General features: G+C 75.2%; 14 protein-coding genes. 6 read left to right on the top strand and 8 right to left on the bottom strand.

All coding sequences use genetic code 11. From position 1 onward, the window contains the following. The first annotated feature begins 237 nt into the window (after nt 1–237). The 4 genes from moaC to KBX06_RS12905 all read left to right on the top strand — a co-directional run bounded on the left by moaC (nt 238) and on the right by KBX06_RS12905 (nt 3029). The gene (gene moaC, locus KBX06_RS12920) at nt 238–729 is read left to right on the top strand and encodes a cyclic pyranopterin monophosphate synthase MoaC (RefSeq protein ID WP_210834750.1); all 492 of its coding nucleotides are present in this window, start codon (nt 238–240) and stop codon (nt 727–729) included. Further along, nucleotides 726–1196, top strand: a complete 471-nt coding sequence (locus KBX06_RS12915; RefSeq protein ID WP_210834749.1) for a molybdenum cofactor biosynthesis protein B — start codon at nt 726–728, stop codon at nt 1194–1196. The genes moaC and KBX06_RS12915 overlap by 4 nt, the downstream gene beginning before the upstream one ends. A 112-nt stretch (nt 1197–1308) precedes the next feature. Further along, entirely contained in the window at nt 1309–2568 is a 1260-nt protein-coding gene (locus KBX06_RS12910; protein WP_210834748.1) for a molybdopterin molybdotransferase MoeA, read from the top strand. Further along, nucleotides 2565–3029: a molybdenum cofactor biosynthesis protein MoaE gene (locus KBX06_RS12905; protein ID WP_210834747.1), complete on the top strand. Its 465-nt coding sequence runs from the start codon at nt 2565–2567 to the stop codon at nt 3027–3029. The genes KBX06_RS12910 and KBX06_RS12905 overlap by 4 nt, the downstream gene beginning before the upstream one ends. Before the next feature lie 16 nt (nt 3030–3045). Here the strand turns inward: KBX06_RS12905 and KBX06_RS12900 are convergent, their stop codons facing one another. Continuing rightward, nucleotides 3046–4488, bottom strand: a complete 1443-nt coding sequence (locus KBX06_RS12900; protein WP_210834746.1) for a glycosyltransferase 87 family protein — start codon at nt 4486–4488, stop codon at nt 3046–3048. Nucleotides 4489–4702: 214 nt separating this feature from the next. Next, complete coding sequence (locus KBX06_RS12895) at nt 4703–5248, bottom strand: DoxX family protein (protein ID WP_210834745.1); 546 nt, start codon at nt 5246–5248, stop codon at nt 4703–4705. A 125-nt stretch (nt 5249–5373) separates the two neighbouring features. On the opposite strand from KBX06_RS12895, the gene KBX06_RS12890 reads away from it, so the two are divergent. After that, nucleotides 5374–5928, top strand: a complete 555-nt coding sequence (locus KBX06_RS12890; protein WP_210834921.1) for a GNAT family N-acetyltransferase — start codon at nt 5374–5376, stop codon at nt 5926–5928. A gap of 96 nt (nt 5929–6024) precedes the next feature. Here KBX06_RS12890 and KBX06_RS12885 read toward each other — a convergent pair whose 3' ends face one another. The 3 genes from KBX06_RS12885 to KBX06_RS12875 form a co-directional block, all read right to left on the bottom strand. Further along, complete coding sequence (locus tag KBX06_RS12885) at nt 6025–7266, bottom strand: ATP-binding protein (protein WP_210834744.1); 1242 nt, start codon at nt 7264–7266, stop codon at nt 6025–6027. A 206-nt stretch (nt 7267–7472) separates the two neighbouring features. After that, on the bottom strand, nt 7473–7937 hold the full coding sequence (locus KBX06_RS28455; protein WP_210834920.1) for a PT domain-containing protein: 465 nt from the start codon (nt 7935–7937) through the stop codon (nt 7473–7475). Nucleotides 7938–8516: 579 nt separating this feature from the next. Continuing rightward, nucleotides 8517–9119, bottom strand: a complete 603-nt coding sequence (locus KBX06_RS12875; protein ID WP_210834743.1) for a hypothetical protein — start codon at nt 9117–9119, stop codon at nt 8517–8519. 578 nt (nt 9120–9697) lie between these two features. On the opposite strand from KBX06_RS12875, the gene KBX06_RS12870 reads away from it, so the two are divergent. Next, on the top strand, nt 9698–10186 hold the full coding sequence (locus tag KBX06_RS12870) for a prepilin peptidase (RefSeq protein ID WP_307854610.1): 489 nt from the start codon (nt 9698–9700) through the stop codon (nt 10184–10186). A gap of 205 nt (nt 10187–10391) precedes the next feature. On the opposite strand, the gene KBX06_RS12865 is transcribed toward KBX06_RS12870, so the two are convergent. The 3 genes from KBX06_RS12865 to KBX06_RS12855 all read right to left on the bottom strand — a co-directional run bounded on the left by KBX06_RS12865 (nt 10392) and on the right by KBX06_RS12855 (nt 15184). Continuing rightward, entirely contained in the window at nt 10392–13586 is a 3195-nt protein-coding gene (locus tag KBX06_RS12865; RefSeq protein WP_210834742.1) for a UvrD-helicase domain-containing protein, read from the bottom strand. Between the two features lie 100 nt (nt 13587–13686). Beyond that, entirely contained in the window at nt 13687–14931 is a 1245-nt protein-coding gene (locus KBX06_RS12860; RefSeq protein ID WP_210834741.1) for a metallophosphoesterase, read from the bottom strand. 13 nt (nt 14932–14944) lie between these two features. Further along, nucleotides 14945–15184, bottom strand: a complete 240-nt coding sequence (locus KBX06_RS12855) for a MoaD/ThiS family protein (RefSeq protein ID WP_210834918.1) — start codon at nt 15182–15184, stop codon at nt 14945–14947. Nucleotides 15185–15289 lie beyond the last annotated feature (105 nt).

The raw sequence follows: 15289 nt of genomic DNA, 5'->3' as shown, positions 1-15289 counted from the left end.
GGCTATCGGACCGACCCGTGAAGCGGGTTGGAAACGGTCGCCGGGCGACGGGGCGGAAACGCGTTTCTCTCCCGGCCAATTCGCGAACGGGTGTGCCACTCCCGCGAAGACGGGCGCCGTCGCGCGGCGAGGCCGGCCACCCGGCGGCCGGCGGTGGCGCGGCGTGCCCGTGCCGGTGGCCGGTTCCGCCCGCACCGGCGGCCGGTTCCGTGCGTACGGAAAGATAGGCTCGCGACCGTGACCGATCCCGCGCAGCTCACCCACGTCGATCCGGCGGGCGCGGCCCGCATGGTCGACGTCTCCGCGAAGGCGGTCACCGGCCGCCTGGCCGTCGCCGCCGGCCGGCTCCGCACCACGCCAGAGGTCGTCGAGCTGCTGCGCCGCGACGGGCTGCCCAAGGGCGACGCCCTGGCGGTCGGCCGCCTCGCCGGCATCATGGGCGCGAAGCGCACCCCCGAGCTGATCCCGCTCTGCCACCCCATCACCCTGCACGGCGTCGCGGTCGACCTGACCCTCACCGACGACACCGTCGAGATCACCGCCACCGCGCGGACGGCGGACCGCACGGGCGTGGAGATGGAGGCGCTGACGGCGGTGGCCGTCGCCGGGCTGGCGCTGGTCGACATGGTCAAGGCGGTCGACCCGGCGGCCAGCGTCGACGCGGTCCGGGTGCTGCGCAAGGAGGGCGGCAGGACCGGCCGGTGGGTCCGCCCCGAGGAGCGGCCGTGATCCGGGCGCGGGTGGTGGTGGCGTCGAACCGGGCCGCCGCGGGGGTGTACGCGGACACCAGCGGGCCCCTGCTCGTGGCCGGCCTGCGGGACCTCGGCTGCGAGGTGGACGGGCCGGTGGTGGTGCCCGACGGCGAGCCCGTGGGCGGGGCGCTGCGGGCCGCCCTGGCCGACGGGATCGACGTGGTGCTGACCAGCGGCGGTACGGGGATCAACCCCTCCGACCGCACCCCCGAGGTGACCCGGGCGCTGCTCGACCACGAGATCCCCGGCATCGCCGAGGCGATCCGGGCGCACAGCCGCGACAAGGTTCCCGCCGCCGCGCTCTCCCGGGGGCTCGCCGGCGTCGTGGGCCGCATGCTGGTGGTCAACCTGCCCGGCTCGACCGGCGGGGCCAGGGACGGCCTCGCCGTGCTCGGGCCGATCCTCGCCCACGCCGTCGACCAGCTCCGCGGCGGCGACCACTGACGAACCCGGCCGCGGGACGGTTCCGGCCGCCGTCGGGCGGTGGCCGCTTCCGACCGGTGGGCGCGGTGCCGCTGACGGCACGACCGCGCTGCCACACCGTTAGGCTCGGCCGGTGAGCACGGAAACCGCACCGGCCGCCGAGACGGCCACCGCGCCCCCGCCCGCCGGCTGGGAGGAAGCCCGGTCCCGGGTGTACGCCGTCGGCCTGGCCGCCGCGCTCCCCGCCGTCAGCCGGCCGCTCGCCGAGATCGACGGGCACACCCTCGCCGAGCCGCTGGCGACCCGCACCGACCTGCCCGCCTTTCCCACCTCCAGCGTCGACGGCTGGGCCGTGCGGGGCGCCGGGCCGTGGCGGGCAGTCGGTCGGGTGCTGGCGGGCGGCACCCCCGCCCCGCTGACCGACGACGGGACGACCGTCGAGATCGCCACCGGCGCGATGGTGCCGGAGGGCACGACGGCCGTGCTGCGGGTCGAGGAGTCCCGCCGTACGCCGGAAGGGCTCGTCGACGGCACGCCGCGGCCGTCGCCGGAGTGGCGCGAGCCGGGCGAGGAGGCGTACGCCGGGGAGGAGCTCGTGCCCGCCGGCACGCCGGTGGACCCGGCGCTGATCGGCCTGGCGGCCTCCTGCGGGCACGACCGTCTGCTGGTGCGGCGGCAGCCCCGCGCCGCGCTGCTGGTCTTCGGCGACGAGCTGCTGACCGCCGGCCCGCCCGGCGCCGGGCGGGTGCGCGACGCGCTCGGCCCGGCGGTGCCGGCCTGGCTGCGCCGGTACGGCTGCCTGGTCCGTCCCTCGGACGTGGTGGGGCCGGTGGCGGACACGCTTCCCGCGCACGTGGCGGCGCTGCGCGCCGCGCTGGGCACCGCCGACCTGGTGTGCACCACCGGCGGCACGATGCACGGGCCGGTCGACCACCTGCACCCGGCGCTGGAGGCGCTCGGCGCCGACTACGTGGTCAACACGGTGGCGGTGCGGCCGGGGTTCCCGATGCTGCTGGCGCGGCTCGCCGACGCCGACGGCCGGGTCCGGTTCGTCGCCGGGCTGCCCGGCAACCCGCAGTCGGCCATCGTCGCCCTGGTCTCGCTGGTCGCCCCGCTGGTGGCCGGCCTGGCGGGCCGCCCGATGCCGGTGCTGCCGCACGTCACGCTCGCCGAGCCGGTGCGCGGTCGGGGCGCGTACACCCACCTGGCGTTGGTCCGGGTGGACCGGACCGCCGGCACCGCGCACCCGGTCCGGCACGTCGGCTCGGCGATGCTGCGGGGGCTGGCCGGCGCCGACGGGTTCGCCGTCGTCCGCCCCGGCACCACCGGCGAGCCGGGCGACCGGGTGCCGGTCGTACCGCTGCCGCTGCTGCCGGGGGAGCGGGCGTGGTGACCGCGCCGACGGCCGACGCGTCGCGCCGGCCCGCCGCCGGACCGCCCGCGACGTTCGGCGAGGTCACCGACCGGCCGCTCGACCTCGCGGCGCACGAGGCGGCGGTCGCGGACCGCCGGGCCGGCGCGGTGGTCTCGTTCCAGGGGGTGGTCCGCGACCACGACCACGGCCGCGCGGTGACCAGCCTGGAGTACGAGGGCCACCCGAGCGCCGAGCGGATCCTGCGCGAGGTCGCGGCCGAGGTGGCCGCCGACCCGGACGTGTACGCGGTCGCGGTGTCGCACCGGGTCGGCCCGCTCGCCATCGGCGACGCGGCCCTGGTGGCGGCCGTCAGCACCGCCCACCGGGCCGCCGCGTTCGCGGCCTGCGCCCGACTGGTCGACGAGGTCAAGGCGCGGCTGCCGATCTGGAAGCGGCAGGTCTTCGCCGACGGCACCGAGGAGTGGGTGAACTGCCCCTGAGGGGCGGGCCACCCCGTCAGCGGCGGAGGCTCGGCGCGGCCTGGCGGCCGAACCGGTCGGCGTAGAAGGCCGGCTCGGCGCCGGGGCGCCACGGCAGCGCGGCGACCAGCAGGATCAGGGCCAACGCCAGCGAGTTCTCCATCAGGGCGCCGAAGAGGCCGTCCTGGTAGTGCGACACCTCGGGAAGCTGGTGCTCGTACGGCCAGATCGGGGAGATCAGGAAGAGCAGGTAGAGCCCGATCGCGGCGGTGCCGTGCCGCAGCCCGGTCAGCGTCGGGTACCAGATCGGCGGGCGCAGCCCGGTCACCCCCGGCGGCCCGCCGTACCCGCCCTGCCCGGCCCGTTGCGCCAGCCCCCGACTGGCGTCGCGGCGGCGTGCGGCGGCGTCGGCCAGCACGATGATCGCCGGGATGACCCAGATCAGGTGGTGCGTCCAGGAGATCGGGCTGATCACGTTGGCGGTGAGACCGACCAGGGTGAACGCGGTCAGCTCGTCGCCGTCGGCGCGGGCGTTGACGGCCCGGGAGAGGCCGACCGCCAGCATCAGCACCGAGAACGCCAGCCAGAGCAGGCCGGGCGTCTCGATCGAGTCGTACAGGCGGGCCAGCAGTCCCGCCAGCGACTGGTTGGGCGTCATGTCGGCGGCGCCGACCCGCTCGGTCTGCCAGAGCACGCCGCCGAAGTAGGCGCGGGACTCGGTGCCGACGACCGCGAAGGAGCCGACGGTCACGGCGATCACCGTGCCGATCGCGGTGGTCGCGGCACGCCACTGCCGCGTGATCATCAGATAGGCGATGAACAGGGCCGGGGTCAGCTTGACCGCGGTGGCCAGGCCGATGCCCACGCCGGCCCAGGCACCGCTGTAGACGAACCGCAGCAGCGGCCCGTCGGTCGGGGCGACGTGGGTGCCCCGGCGGGAGCGCCAGCGCAGGCCGATCAGGTCGGCCATGACCAGTGCGAAGAGGAGCAGGTTGACCTGGCCGTAGCCGAGGGTCTCCCGGGCCGGCTCGACGGCGACCGCCAGCGGCGTCGCGATCCCCACGGTGAACCAGAGGGGCCAGCCCAGCCGGTCGACGATCGGGCGGAGCAGCCCGGCCAGCACGATGGCCAGGGCCGCGACGCTGGCGAGCGCGTTGACCATGCCGGCCAGCTCGACCGGCAGGTGCGCCATCGGCAGCATCACCAGGCCGCCGAACGGCGGGTAGGTGAAACCCAGGGTGGTGCCGGGTGCGATGAACTCGTAGAGCTCGTGACCGCTCGCCCACCACACCACCGCGCCGTGGTAGATCTTCATGTCGAAGAAGTTGTACGGCCGCCCGAAAGCACCGATGGCGAGCCATGCGGCATAGGCGACGGCGGCCACGATGCCGGTCCGTACGACTGTCCTGCGATCGATCCCACGCGTTACGCGACGGACTGGGGCGAGGCGGTCCACCCGTCTTCCGACGGTCGCCGGCATGGCGTGGCCACCCCCGTACCAAGGTCGTCCTACCCGTCCAGGTCCTGCACGGAGCCTAGAACGGCGCCTCACGTTAATGCCTCCCGTGTTATGCGACCGTGTCCGATCCCACACATGTTTTTGACATTTCCACCGCGTTAACGCCTGTCGGGTGGTTCAGGTGATTCGCGGCGTTGGCACGTGAGGGGGCGGCCCGGGGAGGTATCGACGCAGGTCAGCCAGGCAGTCGCCGGGCCGTCGCTGCTGATCGTACGGCGATCCGGGCCTCCCTGCGGGCGGTACGCACGGCTCGCTGCACGGAACGTCGGGAATGGCCGATCCGGTGGCCCGTCCGCCAGCGCAGCCCCGGCTTGCCGCCGGTGTCCGCGGCGGCGGTCAGCAGCCCGCCGAGGAGGCCGAGGTTCTTCAGGAAGTGGATCTGGTTGGTCTGCCGAGCCGCCGGGTCCTCGTCCTTCCAGAAGGGATGCCCGGCGAGGGTCACCGGGACCAGCGTGCCGGCGAGGACGAGCGCCGCCGGCCGGGCGAAGCGGCCGGTGGCGAGCATCAGCCCGGCGCCGACCTGCACCGCCGCGTTGACGCGGATCAGCGTCTCGGTGTCGGTGGGGATGCGGGGGTCGGCCTTCTCCAACAGCGGGGTCAACCGATCCGTCACGGGTTTCGCGGCCGGGACCAGCCGCCCGGGGTTCCGGAGGTTGGTGAACCCGCTGACCACGAAGATGCCGCTGAGCATGGCGCGGGCGAGGGAGCGTACGGGCTTCATGGGTCAGTCATACCCCGTCTCCGGCCCGGCTACCCCCGCAACCGCCGATCCGGATCGGCGGACGTGCACGTCGCGCCACGCCGATCCGAGCGACCGTCGCTGATGGACCGCCTGTGCGGGGTAACGTGCCCCGGGTGACGACGCTGCGGCTGCGACCCGAGGACCCGGCCGACACCGGTGCGCTCCGGCGGGTGCTGGCCGCCGCGTTCGCCCGTCCCGACGTGACCACGCCGCCCGAGGTCGGGCTGGTCGAGGAGTTGCGCGACAGCGACGCCTGGGTGCCGGAGTTGGCGATGGTCGCGGAGTACGGTGGCGAAGTCGTCGGCTACGCCCTGCTCACCCGGGTGCGGGTGAAGTCCGACGACCACACGGAGCCGGCGCTGGCGCTCGGCCCGGTGGCGGTCGCGCCGCACCGGCGGCGGATCGGGCTCGGCACGGCGGCGGTGCACGCCGCCATCGAGGCGGCCACCGAGCTGGGCGAGCGGCTGATAGTGGTGCTCGGCGACCCGGCCTACTACCACCGGTTCGGCTTCGGTCGGGCCGACCGGATGGGTCTGACCAGCCCCTGGTCGGGTCTCGGCGATCCCTGGCAGGCGCTGGTGCTGCCGCCGACCACCAGCGGCGAGGGCCCGCCGCCGCGCGGCGAGGTGCTCTTCCCGCCTCCCTGGTCCAAGGTCTGACGCACGCCTGGTCCGACGCTCGACGGCCCGCGCCGCGCCGGCCGTCCCGGCACGCGCTGATCGGGCGTCGCGGCCGTCGCGGTCCGCAGTGGCCGGTCAGACCGGTTGGGTACGCAGGTAGCGGCCGAAGTGGGGGACTGTGAAGGCGACCGTGCCGCGCTCGCCGGAGTAGATCAGGCCCTTCTTGATCAGCGCGTCCCGGGCCGGGGAGAGGCTGGCCGGCTTGCGCCCGAGGGCCCGGGCGATCTCCGCCGTCGGCACGGCGGCGTCCATGTCGTCCCGGCCCCCGCCGTCGACCTCGCCCGCCACCAGGGACAACGTGGCCATGGCCCGCATGTACTCGCGTTCCGCCGGGGTGGCCCGCTCGAAGCGGGAGCCGAAGAAGCCCACCGCCAGTTCGGCCTCGGCCTCGGGCGCGGCGACCCGTACGTCGGCGGCGGTGATCGGCGAGCGGGGCGCGTGGTCCCAGGTGGCCTTCCCGTACGCCTGGACGAAGTACGGGTAGCCGCCGGACTTCTCGTAGAGCAGGTCGAGCGCCTTCTGCTCGTACTCCACCTCCTCGCGCTCGGCCGGCGCGCAGAGTGCCTGGTCGGCGGCGATGCGGTCGAGCCGGTCGATGCGCTGGTAACGGAAGAGCCGCTCGGAGTACGACTTGGCCGCGCTGAGCACGGCCGGCAGGTGCGGCAGCCCGGCGCCGACCACGATCAGCGGCGCGCCGAGCTGGGACAGCTCGTGGCAGGCTGCGCAGAGCGCGGAGACGTCCTCCGGGCCGACGTCCTGCATCTCGTCGATGAAGATCGCGATGCCGGTGCCGACGTCGGCGGCCACCGCCGCGGCGTCGGTGAGCAGCTCGACCAGGTCGATCTCGATGTCGCCGGAGTCGGCGCGGCCGCTGGCGGCGGGCACGTCGATGCCGGGTTGCCACCGGTCGCGTAGCTTCGGTGCGGCGTTGCCGCGACCGGTCGGCGCGGTCCGCTGGGCGAACGCCTTGAGCACGCCGAGGAAGGCGTCGATCCGGTCGGGGGCGCGGTGCCGGGGGGCCAGCTCCCGGACGGCCATGTGCAGCGCGGCGGCGATCGGTCGGCGCAGCGACTGGTCCGGCCGGGCCTCGATCTTGCCGCTGCCCCAGAGGTGGTTGATGGCCTGGGAGCGGAGAGTGTTGAGCAGCACCGTCTTGCCGACCCCGCGCAGGCCGGTGAGCATCAGGCTGCGTTCGGGCCGGCCCCGGGCTATGCGCTCCAGCACGACGTCGAAGACGTCCAGCTCGCGCCCCCGCCCGGCCAGCTCGGGCGGACGCTGGCCGGCGCCCGGGGCGTACGGGTTGCGGACCGGATCCACACATCGCACAGTATCGGGCCGTCTAGCTGCGGAACTAGACATGCGTAGATGGGGCAACCGGCGTGTCGGCCACCGCGATGCGCTCGGGGACCGGGTGGCCAGGGCGAGTGGCCGGTGCTCGACACGAAACTAGGGCTGTCTAGCGTCCACGCTAGACAGCCCTAGTTTTGGCGATCGTCCGGTGCACAGCGCTGCTTCAGGCAGAGTCAGCGCTTCTTCAGGCAGAGCACGTAGTCGAGGAGGTCGACCGAGTTGTCGTGCACGTAGTTCGCGGTCGCCTTCGGGGCCCGGGTCCTGCACCGGCTGCCGTCCGCCGTGCCCGGGATCCGGAGCAGCACCTCGTACGTGTCGGGGCCGCAGGGCACCTTCCGCAGTTCGGCCTTGCTGGCCGTGCCGTCGTTGACCACGCAGTCGCCCTTGGCGAAATCCCTCCTGGCGGGGCTCGGCCTGGCGGAGGTCGGCGCCGCGGTGGGTTCGTCCGTCGGCTCCTCCGTCGGCCCGCTGATCGGCTGGCTTGTCGGCTGGCTTGTCGGCTGGGCCGTCGGGTCGGCGGGAGCGCTCACCGTCGGGGCCGCGACCGGGTCGTCGTCCTCGCCGGTCTGCCAGAACGCCCAGCCGGCCAGGCCGAGGCACGGGCAGAGCAGGAGCACCACCACCAGGCCGATGACCAGCGCGATCTTGCCGCCGCTCTGCTTCGCCGGTGGTGCGGCCAGCGGCATCCCGTAACCGCCGGACACCGGCGGCGGCGGGGTGCCCCACTGGCCTCCGGGCGCCGGCCCGGCCGGTGGATAGGGCCCGGCCGGCGGGTAGCCCCCCTGTCCCGCCGGCTGCTGGACCCCGGGCGGCGGCGGGTAACCGGTGCCGGAGCCGGGCGGCGGGTAACCGGCGCCGGAGCCGGGCGGCGGGTAGTGGCCCGGTTCCGGGGCCGGCGGCTGCGCGGGCTGGTTCCACGCCGGGTCCGGCTGCCCCCACTGCGGGGTGGCCGGCACCTCACCCGCGGCCGGCGGCTGGCCCCACTGCGGGTCGCCCGCGGGCTGCTGCTGGCCCCACTGCGGGTCGCCCGCGGGCTGCTGCTGGCCCCACTGCCCGGCGGCCGAGGGCTGCCCCCACTCGGGCAGCGTCGGGTCGATGGGTGGCGGGCCGCCCGGGGCGCCGGGTGGGCGTTGACAGGGGTCCTCCGGCTGCGCGGGTGATCCGTAGATCGTCATCTCTTCCTCAGGGGGGGGTGCGGTAACTCAGGGGGTGCCGGCTCAGCGCTGCTTCAGGCAGAGCACGAAGTCGAGAGTGTCCAGCTCGCTGTCGAAGAAGTACCAGTTGGTGTAGCCGTCGACCTTGGCGCACTTCGCGGCGGCGTCCTTCTCGCCACTGGTCGCCCCGTCGACCCGGCGCAGCACCTCGTACGTCTGTGGGGCGCAGTCGCTGATCAGCAGCTTGGGCTTGCCACCGGTGGGCCCCTCGTTGCGGACGCACTGGCCGGCCTTGACGAAGCGCGGATCGGCCGAGGACTCGGCGGCGGGCGTGATCGAGGGGGCGGCGGTCGCGCTCGTCGGCGCGTCCGGCGGGTCGGTCCTCACCGCGGGCGCGGGCCCACCCGGCGTGGCGGCCGGCGTCCCGTCGTCCTGGCCGAGCAGGTAGAACACGGCGGCACCGCCGACCAGGACCAGCAGCACCACCGTAGCCAGCACCGCGACGACCGGGGCCGCCCGCCCGCGCCGACGCTGCGGGGGCCGAGCCGGGCCTTCCGCGTACGGGTCCTGCCAGCCCCGCCCGGCCGACGGACCGTACGACTGATCGGGTCGCTGCCCATGCCACGGGTCCGGGGCACCGTGACCCGGTGCTCCGTAGTTCGCCATGCACGCCTCCCGGGCGAGTGGTGGGAAGCCGGCCACCAACGCGGCCACCGACGCCGAGGCCACCGTAGCGTGTCCACCGAAGAGCCCACCTCCACCGAGCGCACCGTCGCCGGCCGACGCCCGCACCCGAACGGGCCGTCGGCCGGAACCGGTCGTACGGCTGCCGCCGGGCCGGCGCTGCCCGTGGTGAAGGACCGGGAGACCCCGACGTCCCGTCCGGGGGCCCGCGCCGGAGCCGGCGCGGCGGTAGCGTCCGCCCCGTGTCGACCGGGCTGCTGACATGCGTGGCGCTGCTCGGCGCCCTGGCCGGCTTCGCCGCGCCCCGGGTCGCCCGGCACTTCACCGCCCTGCCCGTCCCACGGGCCAGAAAAGCGCCGGCCGGGTCGCGCGCCAGAAAAGCGCCGGCCGGGTCGCGCGCCGGGAAAGCGCCGGCCGGGTCGCGCGCCGGGGAAGTGGCGGCCGGGTCGCGCGCCGGGACAGTGCCGGTCGCGTCGGGCCGACCGGGTGGGGTGGCAGGTTCGCCGGTCGTCGCGCGTGCCGTGCCGTCTGCGGCGTGGGGCGCGTCGGCGGGTGCGGTCGTGTTCGCCGGGCTCGCGGCGGCGCTGGGGGCCGACCCCGTCCTGCCCGTCCTCCTCGTGCTGGCTGCCGTCGGGCTGGTACTCGCCCTGATCGATTTGGCCTGCCTGCGGCTGCCCGACCCCCTGGTCGGCGCCGCCGCGCTGATCGCCGCCGTCGGCCTGACCGGCTTGGCGGCGACCTCCGGGAGCCTCGGCCGGCTGCTCGGCGCGGCGGCCGGGGCCGCCCTCGGCTTCACCTGTCACGTGCTGCTGGCGTTGCTGCCCGGCTCCCGGCTGGGCTTCGGCGACGTGAAGCTCGCCACCGTCCTGGGCCTGCCGCTCGGCTGGCTCGGCGGTTCGTCCCTGACGCTCGGGCTGGTCCTGCCGCACCTGCTCCACGGTGTGGTGGTGCTCGCCCTGCTGGCCGCCGGCAGGGTGCGCCGCGACACCCCGCTCCCGCTGGGCCCGGCCCTGCTCACCGGCGCCTGGCTGGCCGCCCTGGCCGCCTGACACACCGAGCCGCAGCGGCCGTCCGGTCAGGGCGGCCATCCGCAGCCGGGCCACCCCGCGCAACCGACAGGGCCGGTCACTCCGCGCAACCGACAGGGCCGGTCACCCCGCGCAACCGACAGGGCCGGCCACCCCGCGCAACCGACAGGGCCGGCCACCCTGGCCGTCGCAAAACGCACCGGCAGGGACCGGGCCAGCCGCAGAGTCAGATCAGGCGGAGCTGGCGGTCGCGGGGCCGGCGGGGTTCGGCCTCGCCGAAGCGCTCGAAGAGGCCGGGGTCGATGACGTCGAGGAACGGCGACGGGACGCACTCGCGTTCCGTGCCGTGCCGACTGCGGCGGGCGGCGTGGGTGACGTACAGCCGGTCCTGGGCCCGGGTCAGCCCGACGAAGAAGAGCCGCCGCTCCTCGGCGACCGCGTCCTCGTCGGGCGTGCTGCCGGGCCAGCGCAGCGGGAGCAGCCCGTCCTCGACGCCGACCAGGAAGACCACCGGGAACTCCAGTCCCTTGGCGGCGTGCAGGGTGAGCAGGGTGACCGCCTCGGCGCGCGGGTCGAGCGCGTCCACCTCCGCCCCGGTGGCGAGCTGGGACAACAAGAGCGGCAGATCGTCGCCGCAGCGGCGGGCCAGCGGGGTGAGCAGGTCGACGGCCGAGCGGACGTCCTCCGGGCGGACCGCGCCGGCACCGTCCAGCGTCGGCACGGCGAAGCGCTCCGCCAGCACCTGACCGGCCAGCCGGACCCGGGCGGCCAGCGAACCGTCGAGCCCGTCGGCGTGGCGCAGCTCGCGGGCGATGGCGGCCACCCCCGGCCGGTCCCGTAGCCGGTCGTGCGAGCGCTTCTGCACCGGGATGTTGGCCCGCGCCAGCGCGTCCACGATCGGTGCGGCCTGCGCGTCGGTGCGGTAGAGCACCGCGATGTCCGAGAACGAGAGCGAGGTCGACCGGCCGTCGATCCGCCCCGAGTCCAGCGACCGGTGGGAGAGCCCGCCGACCAGTTCGTCGATGGTGCGTACGACGAAGTCGGCCTCGTCGGCGACGGAGGCCGCCGGGTAGCGACCCACCAGCGGGGCCTCCGGGTCGAGCCGGGCCGGGTCGAGCCGACGGCCCCGCACCAGCGACGACGGCGCGATGGCCTGTACGGCGGCGGCCAGGATGGGCGCCGAGGAGCGGTAGTTGCGGTTCAGCCGGACCAGCCGGGCGTCGGTGAAGTCCTGCGAGAAGCGCAGGAAGTAGCCGACGTCGGCACCCCGGAAGGAGTAGATCGCCTGGTCCGGGTCGCCGATCGCGCAGAGGTTGCCGTCGGCGGGGCTGAGCAGGCGCAGCAGCTCGTACTGCACCTCGTCGACGTCCTGGTACTCGTCGACGAAGACCCATCGCCAGCGTTCCCGGTACCGCTGCACCAGCTTCCGGTCGGTCCGCAGCAGCGCGACCGGCAGGGTCAGCAGCTCGTCCAGGTCCACCAGGTCCTGCTTGCGCAGCAGCGCCGCGTAGGCGCCGTCGTCGGTGCCGGCCTCGGCGCGGGCCTCCGCCCGCTGGGCGTCGTCGGCGATCCGGAAGTCCGCCGGCAGGCCGACGGCGTCGGCGTTCTCCCGCAGGATGGTCAGGCCCAGCGAGTGGAAGGTGCCGACGGTGACGTCCTCGGCGACCGGCCCGAGCAGGCCGTCGAGGCGGTGCCGCAGTTCCTCGGCGGCCCGCCGGGTGAAGGTGATCGCCAGGCACTGCTCCGGGAAGACGTTCAGCTCCGCGCACAGGTAGGCGATGCGGTGGGTCAGCGTCCGGGTCTTGCCGGTGCCCGGCCCGGCGACGATGAGCAGCGGCCCGCCCGGCGCGGAGGCGGCCACCCGCTGCATGGCGTCCAGGCGGTCCAGCAGGCCCGTGCCGACCTCCTCCATCCCGGCGAGCATCGGCTCGAACGGCTCGTGCGGCGAGGGCGTCGGTGCGATCGGGGGCGGCGGCGTGGGCGGCGCGGCCTTGCGCTTCGGCTCGGCCCTGGCCGCCGCCGGACGCTTGGCCCGGGGCTTCGGCGCCGGCTCCGCGGGGGTGCGCTGCGCCGGCACGGGTACGTCGAAGAGCGTCTCCTGGGCCGCACCGGCGTCGCCGCCCAGCTCGGCCGGGTCGAAGAGGGTGATGACGCCGTACTCGCCGTCGTAGCCGGGGACCCGGCGCACGTCGCCCCGGCGCAGCCGGCCGATGCCCTCGGCGAGCAGTTCCCCGCCGACCTTGCCGATCTCGTCGAGCGGCGTGGTGGTGAGGATCTCCAGCTCCGGTCCGAGCGCCCCGATCAGCTCGTGGAGCTTCCCCTCGACCCGCTTGGACCGGGCGCCCACCTTGTTGATCTCGCCGAGCACCTCGGCCAGCGGCACCAGGTGGGTGACGTCGCGGGCGTGCGCGGGCCGGTGCCCCGACGGCCGGTCGGCCAGCTCCTCGACCCGGCTGAGCACGCCGACGGTCAGCGGCTTTCCGCACTCCGGGCAGCGGCCACCGGCGGCCCGGGTCTGCTCGGGCGACCAGTTGACCCCGCAGAGCCGATGCCCGTCCGCGTGGTACTTGCCCTCCTCGGGGAAGAACTCGATGGTCCCGGCGAGCCCGTCGCCGGTACGCAGGGCGTCCCGGATGGCGAAGTAGTCGCGGGCGGTGGCGAAGACGGTGGCCTCCCGGGCCAGCGCCGGGGGCGAGTGCGCGTCCGAGTTCGACACCAGGCGGTAGCCGTCCAGGCTGCCGACGCGCCAGTTCATCCCGGGGTCGGAGGAGAGGCCGGTCTCCACCGCGAAGATGTGCTCGGCGAGGTCGGCGTAGCAGTCGGCGATCGCGTCGAAGCCCGACTTCGAGCCCAGCGCGGAGAACCACGGGGTCCAGATGTGCGCCGGCACGAGGTAGCCGTCGGCGCTGGCCTCCAGTGTGATCTCCAGCAGGTCCCGGGAGTCCAGGCCGAGGATCGGCCGGCCGTCCGAGCCGAGGTTGCCGATCCGCCCCAGCGCCGTGTTGAACCGGGCCACCGCGTCCAGGTCGGGCAGGTAGATCAGGTGGTGCACCTTGCGGGTGCGGTCGTCGCGCTTGTAGATCGTGGAGATCTCCACGCTGAGCATGAACCGGACGGGGTCCGCCTCCGCCTCGCTCGCCAGCCGGGGCGGCAGCCGGCGGGCGATGTCCAGCTCCGCCTCCGGGCTGAGCCGGTGCAGGCCGGGTTCGGCCGGGTGCAGCGTCTCGCGGAGGTGGTCGTACCAGGCGGGGTGGGTGAAGTCGCCGGTGCCGAGCACCCCGATGCCCTTGCGCCGCGCCCACCAGCCGAGGTTCGGCAGGGTGAGGTCGCGGCTGCACGCGCGCGAGTACTTCGAGTGGATGTGCAGATCCGCGACGAACGGCGCAGGGCCGCCGGGGGGTGCGGGACTGAACGGAGGCACGCCGCATCCTGTCACGCCCGCGCCATTACCCACCCGTCGCCACGCACACCCGTGAGCTGAGCATCCGGTGCTGGACAACGCCGGCCGCCCGCGCTATGGGTCAGCGGGAACGCAGCTCCACCAGGGTGATCTGGGGTTCGGCGCCGACGCGGACCGGTGGGCCCCAGAAGCCGGCGCCGTTGGTGACGTAGACCTTGGTGCCGTCGACCTCGCCCAGGCCGGAGACCACCGGCTGCTGGAGCCTCACCAGCAGGTTGAACGGGACCAGCTGGCCGCCGTGGGTGTGCCCGGAGAGCTGGAGGTCCACGCCGAACTTCGCCGCCTCGACCGCCGCGACCGGCTGGTGGGCGAGCAGCACCACGGGGCGGTTCGGGTCGCGGTCGCCGAGGGCTGCCGCGTAGTCCGCCGGGGCGGCCAGCCCGCTGCCGGCTGCGGTGACGTCGTTGACCCCGGCCAGGTCTAGTACGCCGCCCCGGGCCTGGATCTCCGTGCGCTCGTTCTGCATGACCCGCAGGCCGAGCCGGTCCAGCTCCTGGACCCACTCCTCGACGCCGGAGTAGTACTCGTGGTTGCCGGTGACGAAGTAGCTGCCGTGCCGGGAACGCAGGCCGCGCAGCGGCTCGGCGGCCTCGCCCAGCTCGGCGACCGAGCCGTCGACCAGGTCACCGACGACAGCGACGATGTCGGCGTCCAGGCGGTTGATCGCGGCGACGATCCGCTCGGTGTGCGCCCGCCCGCGCAGCGGGCCGAGGTGGATGTCGGAGACCGTGGCGATCCGCAGGCCGTCCATGCTGCGGGGGAGCTTGGCCAGCGGGATCTGCACCCGGTCGAGCTGCGGCGGGCCGAGGGCGGTGCGGATGCCGTACCCGGTGAGGCCGGTGGCGGTGAGGCCGGCGAAGATCGCCGCCCCACGGGCGAGCAGCAGCCGGCGGGTCGGGTCGTGGTCCGCCTGCCCGACGGCGTCGGCGGCCGGCGGGTCGGCCGGCCCCGCCGCGCCCACCATGGCGGGCTCGGGGGCGGCGGCGGTGGGCTCCGCGGCGGCGACCCGGCGACGCAGCACGAGCTTCGTCACCGCCATCGGCACCTCCAGCGCCACGAGCAGCACGAGCAGGTAGAACATGACGGCGAGCCAGAGGTAGCCCGGCCACGCGAGCCAGTAGAGGCCCGCCTGGGTGCCGGCCATGGTGGCCGGTACGAGCAGCGCGAGCACCAGCGCGGTGACCCCGCCGATCCGCCGCCAGCGACCCGAGGTGGTGGTGTCCCGCACCAGGCGTTTCCACAGGTAGAGGTGGATCAGGCCGGTGATCAGCGCGATGGTGGCGACGAACGCCAGTGCCGCCAACATGTGTGCGCCTCCCTCAGCCGCCCGCGAAGGGCGGCAGGACGTCGATCGTGGCCCCGGTCGGTAGCGGTGCCCGCCGATCATGACAGGTCACGCCGTCGACGAGGAAACTCGCCACCGTCAGGACGTCGGCGAGTCGCTCGCCGTGCCGTTCGGTCAGCTCCTCGAGGAGTTCGTCCAGGGACCGGCCGGCGGATGCGGTCTCCTCGGACCGCCCGGCGGCGGCCCGCGCCCCGGCGAAGTAACGGACGGTCAGCGGCGTGCCGGCGGCGGCCGGCGGCCCGGCGTGGCCCGCCCGGGCCGGCGGGCCGGTGGGTGCCGGCGGTGCCTGGGCCGCTGGCCCGGGGTGACCCGACCGCGT

The sequence above is a fragment of the Micromonospora sp. C31 genome (assembly GCF_018070575.1).
Classification (GTDB): Bacteria; Actinomycetota; Actinomycetes; order Mycobacteriales; family Micromonosporaceae; genus Micromonospora.
Note: the sequence above shows the minus strand (reverse complement) of the source record. Positions and strands in the feature narration are given on the sequence as shown.